Origin of the sequence: Rahnella variigena, from assembly GCF_003610915.1 — a bacterium.
Lineage (GTDB): Bacteria > Pseudomonadota > Gammaproteobacteria > Enterobacterales > Enterobacteriaceae > Rahnella > Rahnella variigena.
The window spans coordinates 931831-943996 of the sequence record NZ_NSDJ01000001.1; the positions used below are offsets into that span (position 1 = coordinate 931831).

Genomic DNA, 12166 nt, shown 5'->3' on the forward strand with positions numbered 1-12166 from the left:
TTTAATGCGTATTGGATAAAGCGTAATCAAACGCAATATTTCTGAAAAAAAGCACTAGACAGCCAAGCGTTAAAACCGTAGTATCCCCACCCGCAACGGCGCTAAGCGCCCGTAGCTCAGCTGGATAGAGCGCTGCCCTCCGGAGGCAGAGGTCTCAGGTTCGAATCCTGTCGGGCGCACCATTTAGTATGCGCTAGAGTTGCGGTGAAATGTTGAAGTCTGACAGTTCACGTTAGTAGTTAGAGATATGGTGGCTATAGCTCAGTTGGTAGAGCCCTGGATTGTGATTCCAGTTGTCGTGGGTTCGAGCCCCATTAGCCACCCCACTCTAAAAATGATTTTGTGATTGTGACATGCGATGGTGGCGGAATTGGTAGACGCGCTAGCTTCAGGTGTTAGTGTCCTTCGGATGTGAGGGTTCGAGTCCCTCCCTTCGCACCACACACAAATTTCATTTAAATGATGCAGTTAGCATCAGAAAGTAGTAAGATGCACGACATCGGCGAGTAGCGCAGCTTGGTAGCGCAACTGGTTTGGGACCAGTGGGTCGGAGGTTCGAATCCTCTCTCGCCGACCACATTCGAAGAAACCTGCTTTTTTAAAGCAGGTTTTTTTTCGTCTAAAGTTTATGAGGATGAGAACCTCCGAAGGAGGTTTGAGCCGAGCGAAGCGAGACAACGTTGCTTTAGCAACGACCCGCAGGGCAAGCATCGAAGATGCGCGTCATCCTCTCTCGCCGACCACATTCGAAGAAACCTGCTTTTTTAAAGCAGGTTTTTTTTCGTCTAAAGTTTATGAGGATGAGAACCTCCGAAGGAGGTTTGAGCCGAGCGAAGCGAGACAACGTTGCTTTAGCAACGACCCGTAGGGCAAGCATCGAAGATGCGCGTCATCCTCTCTCGCCGACCACATTCGAAGAAACCTGCTTTTTTAAAGCAGGTTTTTTTTCGTCTGGAGTTTCTCAACTCACCCTGTTGTTTATCCGCGACATTCCGCTGTATGCCTGTCTCTGTCAGGAGACACGTATCTTATTGATAAATATAGACTCATATAAGCTGACATTCATACGTCGTCCACTGACGACAGAATGGGGGATTACCGGACGGTCTCTGACATCTCTGAAAATGGGTGCTGATACGTAATAAAAATAAAGTTGTTAATTATCAGTAGAATAAAAAATTATTAACAGACCCTTGCCATCCTGGCACGCGTCCTGCAATATTCCCGCCGTAGATGCTCATTCCACCTATTATGTTTGCTCCGGCTTCATAAACCTGGGAATGACGCAGAGCCAATTTACAGTGCCTATTGTCATCCTGACCGATAACGCGCAAGCGCTATCATCCAGAAGGCAAAACGTTGAGTGAGGCACTAAATCTGTTGTCCTGGACCTGATTGTTTTAGACACCTGCCCATACGCAGGTGTTTTTTTTTGCCCATACCCGTCATCCTTTGAGCAGCCAATGCATCTGCAGCTCAAATGATTTGGGGTATAAGTATTGATGACATAAAAAAGGCTCCCGAAGGAGCCTTTAGCAGACAGCAATTTTCTTACGGTTGCTGTGAATTATTCAGTGTCAGCATCAATCCTTCACGGCGCATCTCAGCCGCTTCAGCCGGTTTGTGCAGCTTATCCAGCGCATCGGCCAGCCACGCATAATCATACGCGTCAGGGCGTTGTTTCAGCGCTTCACGGAACGCTTCGCTGGCCTGCTGCCATTCACCGTGTTTCATCAGCAACTGACCGAGCGTGCTGCTCAGCAGCGGCGTAGTGCCGTTTTGCTTAATGAGCTGACGCAAAGTCTTTTCAAGCTGCTCAGGATTACCTGAACGCAGTTTCGGCATCAGCGCAACCAGACGGTCGTCATACTGACGCTTCAGTCCGTCGAGGATCACTTCCTGCGCCAGATCCTGATCGTTGCATTCAATCAGATGCGTTGCCATCGCCACCTGCAATGCCACTTCATGTCGGGTTTTGCGGCTCTGATCTTTCCACCAGCGTTTCAGGCCTTCGCTGCCTTCTTCTGCCATCAGCTGATTCATCATGCCGATATAAGCCTGTTCCTGAAGAACGCGGATTTCATCGTCATTACGGACGCCGGCTTTAGCCATCGACGGTAATATTTCCAGCAGTGAACCGTAGGCACCGGTACGCAGATAAGCCTGTTCCGCCAGACGTAACACTTCCGGATGACGTGGCGACTGGCCGAGCAAACGGTCAACGCCATGGCGCGCGGCATGGATTTCGCCCTGCGCCAGCTGAATGCGTACTCGGGTAATATCCACCGGCATCTGGTCGGTGTCGGCAATTTCCGCTGCGCGTTCCAGATACTGATTAGTGCGGATGTCATCGCCACGCTGCTGCGCCGCTTCTGCTGCCAGTAAATAGTTCACCACGGGTTGTTCGGCATGATCAGCATTGCGTGCCAGCAGTTTCTCCATCTGGCGATGATCGCCTTCTGCCAGTTTGAGCATCGCAGCCTTAGTTTGCTTACGCGCTTTAGAGCTTTTACGCCCGGCAAACCAGCCGCGGGTACGCGCACCAGTACGCAGAATGCGTCGCAGGATCCATTCAATAAAGAACAGCACCAGAATCAGCACGATCAGCATGATAACTAAACCGGTGACGCTGGTTTCAATGTTGTAGTTATCGGTCTGGATCAGTACATAACCCTGATGACCGGCCAGCATCGGGCCGACAATAATCCCGGCAAACACAATCAGGAATAACACGAAGACTCGTAACATGCGTTATTCCCCCTGCGTGGCGGCGGCGGGCTGCTGGAGCAGGTTACGCACGCGGGTCTGCATCAGTTTTTCCAGCATCGGCTGGCTTTTCAGCTCGTCCGGTACATCCATCGAAATGGATTGCTGACTGAGATTATCCAGTTCTTCCAGGAAAGCTTTGGTTGACGGGTCAGACGTATCAAAATAGGCGCGAACCCAGGTCGATACGCTTTCCAGTGACTGCTTGTAAACTTCATCCTGATGACGCGGAACGGCCTGTGCGGCAATCAGCAAACGTGAGCGGATATTTTCGCGCAGATACACATCCTGATTCGGCGCCAGCAGCGGTTCTGCGCTGGTATCACGACGGCGGATGGTAATGAAGTCATCCATAAAGTTGTGCCAGCTTTTGGTCAGGTTCTGACGCCATTCGGTCAGCGAACCGGAAAGGCTTGAGCTGTCGTTGTCCATCGGGGAATCATCGGTGTCATTGTCGGCCAGACGCAGGTTATCCACCTGATTTGACAGCTGATTCAACTTGAGAATGATACCGTCAAAATCGACCTGTGCGACGGCAGAAAGGCTGCCTACGTCTTCGTTCAGCGCACGACGCACGTCAATCAGGCTCGGGTCATTCATGTCCGCGAGGCTGGCATCGGCACTTTTCAGCAAAGCGGCGGCGGTGGTGACATCCTGATCGCTCCACAGTTTGCGACCTGCCAGTTTCACCAGATAATCGGCCTGAGCCAGTAACCAGGTTTTGGCATCGCTGCCGGAAATGCTGGCGACTTTATCTTGTAATTCATTCAACTGACGACCAAACGACGCCTGCTGGCGATCAGCGGCCTGCTGAGTCTTATCCTGCTGAGCGAGCAGGGAAGCGATTTGCTGCTTATCCTGTTGCTGGCTTTTTTGCAGGGCATCAAGCTGTTCGGAAAGCGCCGCATTGGCTGCGGCCTGCGCCAGCGATTGCTGGTGGCCGTGATAGTAAAGACCTGCACCAAGCGCGATCACTAATACAATCGCAATAGCGCCTAATACCGGCGCGGTACGTTGCTTTTTACGCAGCGTTTTCAGCTCCTGGTCACGTTCTGAAGCGTCTGGCTGGGGGCTCTCAACCGCTGGGGAGATCACAACGTTCTCATCCGGCGCGGAAGGATTTTTTTGTTCCGTCATTTTGGCACATCCCTTAGTCAGGTAGTTGTAATGCGCGGATCAGCGCATCATTGTCTGCATTTTCTGCAACCCTAATTGCGCTCCAGCCAAGCTGGCGGGCGAGGGTTGCCAAACGTTCACTGACCACCACCAGGTTACAGCGCAGTAACCATGAATTTCGATAGTATTCAGGAACTAACTGGTACAGCTGTTGCAGCATTTCTCCGCTGGTCACGACCAGCGTATCAATTCCGGCGCGTTGCCAGAGTGCGCTCTGTTCGCTGGCATCGTAGTAAACCGGGCTGCGCTGATAACATTCGCAGTAGGTCACTTCAACGCCGCGTTCCGTGAGCGTTTCGGCCAGCAATTCCCTTCCGCCATTGCCCCGCAATATCAGCGCTTTTTTGCCCTGAATGCGCTGCAACGCCGGGAGATTCAATAGCGTCTCGCTGGTTTCACCCTCCTGCGGATAGATAACCGGGAGACTGCTGGCACGATGAAACAGCAGGCCTGTGGTGCGGCCAATCGCATAATAGCTGACGTTATCCGGCCAACGGGTGGCAGACTGACGTAATGCGCGATCGGCGTAGTTCACGGCATGTTGAGAGAGTACAAACACCAGATCCTGCTGATTTAATGAGGATAGCAGGTTCGGCAGCATTGCGAGCTGGTTCCCTGGCGCAAATTCAATCAACGGGGAATGAAAGGCTACCCGGCCCAGTGTACGCAGCCGGTTGACCAGCATTTCTCCTGCCGGAGAGGGGCGGGTAACCAGAATGGTCATCGTGGGGCGTTCCCCTGATAGACCTCTTGCAGAATTTCCCGTGCGCCGTTGGCCAGCAGCTCTTCGGCCAGCTCCACGCCCATACTGTATGCTTCTGCGGCCGGACCGCGACGTTCGCCGGAGACCATCTGGCTGCCATCGGGTGCGCCAACGAGTGCGCGAAGCCACAGGTTGTCGCCAGTGAGTTCCGCGTAGCTGCCGATCGGCACCTGACAACCGCCTTCGAGGCGCATATTCATGGCGCGTTCTGCCTCAACGCGTACCGTAGTTTCGCGGTGAGCCAGTGGCGCGAGTAATTCGCGGGTGATGTGATCGTCGAGACGGCATTCGATACCGACGGCACCTTGTCCGACTGCGGGCAGACACTCTTCCGGCGTCAGCGCCGTACGGATACGGTTCTCAAGACCCAGACGTTTCAGGCCTGCGACGGCCAGAATAATGGCGTCGTATTCGCCGTTATCGAGTTTGGATAAGCGCGTGCCCACGTTGCCGCGCAGATCGCGGATCACCAGATCCGGACGCTTCTGGCGCAACTGGCACTGACGGCGCAGGCTGGATGTCCCGACAATACTGCCGTGGGGCAGATCCGCCAGACTGGCGTATTGATTTGAGACGAAAGCGTCGCGCGGGTCTTCGCGCTCACAAATTGTGACCAGTCCCAGACCTTCCGGGAATTCAACCGGCACATCTTTCATGGAATGCACGGCAATATCCGCGCGGCCATCGAGCATTGCCAGTTCGAGTTCTTTGACGAACAAACCTTTGCCGCCCACTTTGGCCAGCGGGGTATCTAAAATGATATCGCCCTTGGTGACCATTGGGACCAGTTCCACCTGTAAACCGGGGTGACAGGCCATCAGCTGGCTTTGAACATATTGTGCCTGCCACAGAGCCAGCGGGCTCTGGCGGGTGGCAATTCGAATGATTTTGTCTAACATGTTTGTTACCGTTTAACTGTCTCTGCGACCATCCTACCACTGACAATAGAAAGCTGTCAGCGTAAGAAGCCATTCGTAAAAGAAGGTTAACGGTCACTGCGGGGAATTGTTCCTTTGCGGAACAGACGGTAAAATCCAGAGAAGCGGAAGAGTAATTGTGGTGCGTTACTTTCTTTACGGTCAATCAGCAAGGTGTTAAATTGATCACGTTTCCAGCAATTATTCGTCAACTATTTGCACAATTTCGATTGTTCAAAGCATAAGCATCACGATAAATGACGGATTTGGAACGGGGTTATTTCCAGACACTGTATAATCAGGCGAAACGTCTTGTACCTCTACATCGAGACATTGAAGCAAAGATTGGATGCGATCAACCAGTTACGAGTCGATCGTGCACTGGCAGCCATGGGTCCTGCGTTTCAACAGGTCTACACGCTGCTTCCTGTCTTTTTACATCAACATCACCCTCTGATGCCGGGATACCTTGAAGGTAAGGTTCCGCATGGTATCTGTATTTTCACGCCTGATGAATCCCAGCAAACCTATCTGAATGACCTGGAAGAGAAATGGGGCAGCCCGCTTGAGCCCATGGTGAAAGGCGAATTGCCTGTCACCGGCATCTATTCCATGGGCAGTACCTCCTCAATCGGTCAGAGCCAAAGTTCTGATCTGGATATCTGGGTCTGCCATCAGTCCTGGCTCGATAACGAAGAACGCAACCGCTTACAGCAAAAATGCAGCCTGTTAGAAAAATGGGCGGCCTCGCTGGGCGTGGAAGTCAGCTTCTTCCTGATCGACGAAAACCGTTTCCGCCATAACGAAAGTGGCAGCCTGGGCGGCGAAGACTGCGGTTCAACGCAGCACATCTTATTGCTCGACGAATTCTATCGCACTGCGGTGCGCATGGCCGGTAAGCGTATTCTGTGGAATATGGTGCCGGGCGAAGAAGAAGCGCATTACGACGAATACGTCCTTTCGCTTTACTCGCAGGGCGCCCTGACGCCAAATGAATGGCTGGATCTGGGCGGCCTGAGTACGCTCTCGGCGGAAGAGTATTTCGGCGCGAGCCTGTGGCAGCTGTATAAAAGTATCGATTCGCCTTATAAAGCGGTGCTCAAAACGCTGTTGCTGGAAGCCTATTCGTGGGAATACCCGCAAACCCAGTTGCTGGCGATGGACATTAAACAGCGTCTGCATCAGGGCGAAATCGTCTGCTTCGGGCTTGATTCCTATTGTATGATGCTCGACCGCGTGACCCGCTATCTCACCCAGATTGAAGACACCACCCGCCTTGATTTAGTCCGCCGCTGTTTCTATTTAAAAGTCTGCGAAAAATTGTCCCGCGCACGGGCATCGGTCGGCTGGCGTCGTGAAATTCTCAGTCAGCTGGTGGCGGAATGGGGCTGGGACGAAGAGCGTCTGGCTATTCTGGATAACCGGGCGAACTGGAAAATCGAACGTGTGCGCGAAGCGCATAACGAACTGCTTGATGCCATGATGCAAAGCTATCGCAACCTGATCCGCTTTGCCCGTCGCAACAATTTAAGCGTCAGTGCCAGCCCGCAGGATATCGGCGTGCTGACCCGTAAGTTGTACGCCGCTTTCGAAGCGCTGCCGGGCAAAGTCACGCTGGTGAACCCGCAGATTTCACCTGACCTGTCTGAGAACGATTTAACCTTTATTCATGTGCCGATTGGCCGTGCTAACCGCACAGGCTGGTATCTGTATAACCAGTCGCCGTCGATGGAATCTATCGTCAGCCATCAGCCGCTGGAATATAACCGTTATCTGAACAAGCTGGTGGCGTGGGCCTATTTCAACGGCCTGCTGACGTCGACTACGCGTCTGCACATCAAAAGCGGCGGTCTGTGTGATATCGCTAAACTGCGCGAACTGGTGGCGGATGTGTCGCATCACTTCCCGCTGCGACTGGCCGCACCGACGCCGAAAGCGTTGTACAGCCCGTGTGAGATCCGCCACTTAGCGATTATCGTCAATCTGGAACACGATCCGACCGCGGCCTTCCGTAATCAGGTCGTGCATTTTGATTTCCGTAAACTGGATGTTTTCAGTTTCGGGCAGAATCAGGAATGTATGGTCGGCAGTATCGACCTGCTTTACCGCAACTCGTGGAACGAAGTGCGTACGCTGCATTTCAGCGGTGAACAGGCGGTGCTGGAAGCGCTGAAAACTATTCTGGGCAAAATGCATCAGGACGCCGCACCGCCGGAGTCGGTGGAAGTGTTCTGCTACAGCCAGCATTTGCGCGGCCTTATCCGCACGCGCGTTCAGCAACTGGTGTCGGAGTGCATCGAACTTCGCCTTTCCAGCAAACGTCTCGAACCTGGCCGTTTCAAAGCCGTGCGCGTTGCCGGACAAACCTGGGGTCTGTTCTTCGAGCGCCTGAGTGTTTCCGTGCAGAAGCTGGAAAACGCCATTGAGTTCTACGGTGCGATCTCCAACAACAAACTGCACGGATTGTCGGTGAAATTGCAGACTGACCAGGCACATCTTCCGGCGGTCATTGACGGCTACGCCAGCGAAGGGATCATTCAGTTCTTCTTCGAAGACAGTTCCGACGACATCGGTTTCAACATCTACATTCTGGATGAGTCGAACCGCGTCGAGGTTTATCACCATTGTGAAGGCAGTAAAGAAGATCTGGTGCGTGACGTCAGCCGCTTCTACTCTTCCTCGCATGACCGGTTTACCTACGGCTCAAGCTTCATCAACTTTAACCTGCCGCAGTTCTACCAGATTGTGTCTCTTGATGAGCGCATTCAGGTGATCCCGTTTCGCAGCAATGCGTTATCTGCGGCCTGCGCGCCTTTGCCTGAAACTGAAGTCGAACCTTCCCGGTTGAAACAGCAATTTCAGTTGCATTAGAAAAGTTGTCCCAATCCCGGACACGCGGCAGAATATCTGGCTTTCCTTCTCTTTAAACCCTGAAAATGTGCCCGTGTGTTTTATCGATTCCTGTTGCTTTTCATGATCCACCTGCGATTATAGAGAGCTTGGTCGCATGAATTACGGGCATTCATAAAATGAAAAACGCTTTACGCTGGTCTCTGGCCGCGACGATATTATTTTCTCTCTCCGGTTGCGGACTGAAAGGGCCGTTGTATTTCCCACCACCGGAAAAATCAACCACTCAGAAAACCAGTAATGTTCCAGGTACTGCTAACGACGGTTCATCGCAGCAGAAAGGTGTATCACCAGAAGATCTCACGACTAATTCCAGAGATTAACCGGCCTGTGCCGGGGGTTTCGTGCAACGTTGCCGAAGCCCTTTCCTTCAGGGATCATCGCGACTGGATTTGACCAGCGGTAAACGGAGTCAGTTATGCAGTTCTCCAAAATGCACGGCCTGGGTAACGATTTTATGGTCGTTGATGCCGTCACTCAAAATGTCTACTTCTCGCCTGAGTTGATCCGCCGTTTGTCCGACCGTCACCGTGGCGTGGGTTTTGACCAGCTGCTGGTGGTAGAGCCACCTTATGACCCCGAATTAGATTTCCACTACCGCATTTTCAATGCCGACGGCAGCGAAGTGGCGCAGTGTGGCAACGGCGCGCGTTGCTTTGCCCGATTTGTCCGCATTAAAGGTCTAACCAACAAACGCGACATTCGCGTCAGTACGCAGACTGGTCGTATGGTGCTGACGGTAACGGAAGATGAAGAAGTTCAGGTCAACATGGGCGAGCCGGTGTTCGAGCCGCAACAGGTGCCTTTCCGTGCAGTGAAACCGGAAAAGACCTATATTCTGCGTGCAGAAGAGCGCACAGTATTTTGCGGCGTCGTGTCGATGGGAAACCCGCACTGCGTATTGCAGGTCGAGGATGTATTAACGGCTGAAGTCGATATCCTCGGGCCGATGCTGGAAAGCCATGAGCGTTTCCCCGAACGCGTGAACGTCGGGTTTATGCAGATCCTCAGTCCGGAAAGCGTGAAATTACGCGTGTACGAACGCGGCGCCGGTGAAACACAGGCGTGCGGAAGTGGTGCCTGTGCCGCCGTGGCGGTAGGTATCCAGCAAGGGTTACTTGCTGAAGAAGTTCAGGTGGAACTGCCGGGAGGCAGCCTCGAAATTCGCTGGAAAGGGCCGGGTCATCCGCTGTATATGACCGGACCTGCCACTCATGTTTACGACGGATTTATTCATCTATGAACAATCTTGATGACCAGATTGAACCGGTGATAGCACTCGACGACGACAGCGTGATGCAATATCTGCTGCAAAACCCGGATTTCTTTATTCGCAATGCCCGAAGTGTCGAGCAGATGCACGTACCGCATCCGGTGAAAGGCAGTATTTCGCTGGTTGAATGGCAGCTCGGACGTCAGCGTCATCAGATTGCGCAGCTTGAAGAAGAAATTACTTTGCTGATGGAGCAGGCCTCGATCAACGAGTCGCTGTTCGGACGGATGATCGAACTGCAGGCCACGCTTGCGGCGGCCAGCAGTTTGCAGGATATGCTAAATCGCCTGCAGCGCTGGGCGCGCAGTCTCGGACTGGCGGGCGCCAATGTGCGTCTGTTCAGTGAGGGCTGGCGTATCGGCGCGCCTTCCGATTTCACCCATCTGGCGGTAAGTCGCAGCGCATTTGAATCGATGCGTATTCAGCGTCTGGGCGAAACTCCGCATTACCTTGGTGGTCTGAACGGCCCGGAACTGTTGCTGTTATTACCTCAGGCCAAAGCCGTCGGTTCTGTCGCGCTTTCCCTGATGGGCGAGCAGGGTGAACTGGGCGTACTGATTTTCAGCAGCCGTGATCCGCAACACTATCAGCCGGGAATGGGCACCGTCTTACTCAATCAGCTGGCTAAAATGTTACCCGGCCTGCTGGAACGTTGGATCGAACGGGTATGAGCCACACCGAATCGCCTCTGTATCCCGCGGTCGAGGCGTTTCTGCGTTATCTGCACGTTGAACGTCAACTCAGCCCGCTCACCACGACTAATTACAGCCGCCAGTTAGAAGCCCTGATCGCCATCTCCGGCGAGATCGGTATTTCCAACTGGCAGCAACTCGATGCACCAAAAGTTCGTATGTTACTGGCGCGCAGTAAACGCGCCGGTTTAGGGCCTTCCAGTCTGGCGCTGCGCATGTCTTCACTGCGCAGTTTTCTCGACTGGCTGGTGCGTCAGGGCGTATTGAGCGCCAATCCTGCCAAAGGGATTTCTACCCCGCGTTCTCCAAAACATCTGCCAAAAAATCTTGATGTCGATGAAGTGAATAAACTTCTTGAAATCGACCTCAACGATCCGCTTTCCGTGCGTGACCGCGCGATGCTGGAAGTGATGTACGGCGGGGGACTGCGTCTTTCTGAACTGGTGGGTATCGACTGCAAACATATTGATATGGCTTCCGGCGAAGTGCGCGTGTTGGGTAAAGGCAGCAAAGAACGCAAAGTGCCGATCGGGCGCACGGCCGTCACCTGGCTGGAACACTGGCTGGAACGTCGTGGTCTGTTTAATCCGCAGGATGACGCGATGTTTTTGTCGAGCAAAGGTAGCCGTATTTCTGCGCGTAATGTTCAGAAGCGTTTTGCCGAATGGGGCGTGAAACAGGGTGTGAACAGCCATATTCATCCGCATAAACTGCGCCACTCGTTCGCCACGCACGTGCTGGAATCCAGCGGCGATTTACGCGCGGTACAGGAATTGCTGGGTCACGCGAACTTGTCCACCACGCAAATATATACCCATCTGGACTTTCAACATCTGGCGACGGTTTACGACGCCGCGCATCCCCGCGCAAAACGAGGAAAATCATGATGAAGTTCTATCGTCCGCTGAAACGCATTGAAGCGATCACCTTCGATTTAGACGACACGCTGTATGACAATTACGATGTTATCCGTCGTACTGATTCTGAAACGCTGAAATCGATTCAGGGTTTCCATCCGGCGCTGGCCGACATGGCACCGGACACCATCCGCCTGATGCGCGCAGAATTGCTGGCAGAGGACGCGGAAATTTATCACGACGTCACCGAATGGCGTCGTCAGGCGGTATTGCTGGCGATGAAACGCGCTGGTCTGAGCGAAAGTGATGCCACGCTGGGCACGAAAGCTGCGATGGAAACCTTCGCCCTGTGGCGCAGCCGGATTTATGTTCCGGGTGAGAATCACGACGCGCTGGCCGCTCTGGCAGAACGCTGGCCTTTAGTGGCGATCACCAATGGCAATGCCGATCCGCACGCCTGTGGTCTGGCGCAATATTTCCAGTTCACCTTGCGTGCTGGCGATCACGGCCGGGCGAAACCTTACGCTGACATGTATAAAAAGGCGTCAATGAAGCTGGATATCCCGCTGGAAAACATCCTCCATGTGGGTGATGACCTGACGACCGACGTCGCGGGTTCCGTGCGTTGCGGGATGCAATCGTGCTGGATTAATTTGCGCGAAGGCGACCTGATGCACATTAAGGATGCCCGTCTGTTACCGCATATTGAGATTTCGCAGTTGGCATCGCTGACAGCATTGCTATAATCCCTTCTTAAATTACTCTGTATAAATTCACAGTAGAAAAGCATTCACCGGGTGAGTGCTTTTCTC

The 12166-nt window shown here is 53.2% G+C and carries 10 protein-coding genes, 4 tRNA genes and 2 other RNA genes; 12 read left to right on the top strand and 4 right to left on the bottom strand.

Annotated features, from left to right (window positions below):
- Window positions 1-105: 105 nt before the first annotated feature.
- The 6 genes from CKQ54_RS04300 (at window position 106) to CKQ54_RS04325 (ending at window position 909) form a co-directional block, all read left to right on the top strand.
- Window positions 106-182, top strand: a tRNA-Arg gene (locus CKQ54_RS04300).
- A gap of 68 nt (window positions 183-250) precedes the next feature.
- Window positions 251-326, top strand: a tRNA-His gene (locus tag CKQ54_RS04305).
- Window positions 327-355: 29 nt separating this feature from the next.
- Window positions 356-441: transfer RNA gene (locus tag CKQ54_RS04310), tRNA-Leu, on the top strand.
- A 59-nt stretch (window positions 442-500) separates the two neighbouring features.
- Window positions 501-577 (top strand) — tRNA-Pro (locus CKQ54_RS04315).
- A gap of 37 nt (window positions 578-614) precedes the next feature.
- A non-coding RNA gene (locus CKQ54_RS04320) (RtT sRNA) lies at window positions 615-743 on the top strand.
- Between the two features lie 37 nt (window positions 744-780).
- A non-coding RNA gene (locus CKQ54_RS04325) (RtT sRNA) lies at window positions 781-909 on the top strand.
- A gap of 642 nt (window positions 910-1551) precedes the next feature.
- On the opposite strand, the gene hemY is transcribed toward CKQ54_RS04325, so the two are convergent.
- Genes hemY through hemC form a run of 4 tightly spaced genes read right to left on the bottom strand, consistent with a single transcriptional unit; the run spans window position 1552 to window position 5604 of the window.
- Window positions 1552-2748 carry a protoheme IX biogenesis protein HemY gene (hemY, locus tag CKQ54_RS04330; protein WP_113878096.1) on the bottom strand — a complete coding sequence of 399 codons (1197 nt, stop codon included), beginning with the start codon at window positions 2746-2748 and terminating at the stop codon, window positions 1552-1554.
- Between the two features lie 3 nt (window positions 2749-2751).
- Window positions 2752-3903: a uroporphyrinogen-III C-methyltransferase gene (gene hemX, locus CKQ54_RS04335; RefSeq protein WP_112290275.1), complete on the bottom strand. Its 1152-nt coding sequence runs from the start codon at window positions 3901-3903 to the stop codon at window positions 2752-2754.
- A 13-nt stretch (window positions 3904-3916) separates the two neighbouring features.
- Window positions 3917-4666 carry a uroporphyrinogen-III synthase gene (gene hemD, locus CKQ54_RS04340; RefSeq protein WP_113878095.1) on the bottom strand — a complete coding sequence of 250 codons (750 nt, stop codon included), beginning with the start codon at window positions 4664-4666 and terminating at the stop codon, window positions 3917-3919.
- Window positions 4663-5604 carry a hydroxymethylbilane synthase gene (gene hemC, locus CKQ54_RS04345; RefSeq protein WP_120162801.1) on the bottom strand — a complete coding sequence of 314 codons (942 nt, stop codon included), beginning with the start codon at window positions 5602-5604 and terminating at the stop codon, window positions 4663-4665. Before hemC ends, hemD begins: the two co-directional genes overlap by 4 nt.
- 330 nt (window positions 5605-5934) lie before the next feature.
- On the opposite strand from hemC, the gene CKQ54_RS04350 reads away from it, so the two are divergent.
- The 6 genes from CKQ54_RS04350 (at window position 5935) to yigB (ending at window position 12100) form a co-directional block, all read left to right on the top strand.
- Complete coding sequence (locus tag CKQ54_RS04350; protein ID WP_120162800.1) at window positions 5935-8493, top strand: class I adenylate cyclase; 2559 nt, start codon at window positions 5935-5937, stop codon at window positions 8491-8493.
- A 158-nt stretch (window positions 8494-8651) separates the two neighbouring features.
- Window positions 8652-8855: an LPS translocon maturation chaperone LptM gene (gene lptM / locus CKQ54_RS04355; protein ID WP_112290268.1), complete on the top strand. Its 204-nt coding sequence runs from the start codon at window positions 8652-8654 to the stop codon at window positions 8853-8855.
- A gap of 95 nt (window positions 8856-8950) precedes the next feature.
- Window positions 8951-9775 carry a diaminopimelate epimerase gene (gene dapF, locus CKQ54_RS04360; RefSeq protein WP_113878094.1) on the top strand — a complete coding sequence of 275 codons (825 nt, stop codon included), beginning with the start codon at window positions 8951-8953 and terminating at the stop codon, window positions 9773-9775.
- Window positions 9772-10476, top strand: a complete 705-nt coding sequence (locus tag CKQ54_RS04365; protein ID WP_112290265.1) for a DUF484 domain-containing protein — start codon at window positions 9772-9774, stop codon at window positions 10474-10476. The genes dapF and CKQ54_RS04365 overlap by 4 nt, the downstream gene beginning before the upstream one ends.
- On the top strand, window positions 10473-11384 hold the full coding sequence (xerC, locus tag CKQ54_RS04370; RefSeq protein WP_113878092.1) for a tyrosine recombinase XerC: 912 nt from the start codon (window positions 10473-10475) through the stop codon (window positions 11382-11384). The genes CKQ54_RS04365 and xerC overlap by 4 nt, the downstream gene beginning before the upstream one ends.
- Window positions 11384-12100 carry a 5-amino-6-(5-phospho-D-ribitylamino)uracil phosphatase YigB gene (yigB, locus tag CKQ54_RS04375; RefSeq protein ID WP_120162799.1) on the top strand — a complete coding sequence of 239 codons (717 nt, stop codon included), beginning with the start codon at window positions 11384-11386 and terminating at the stop codon, window positions 12098-12100. The genes xerC and yigB overlap by 1 nt, the downstream gene beginning before the upstream one ends.
- The last annotated feature ends 66 nt before the right edge of the window (window positions 12101-12166 follow it).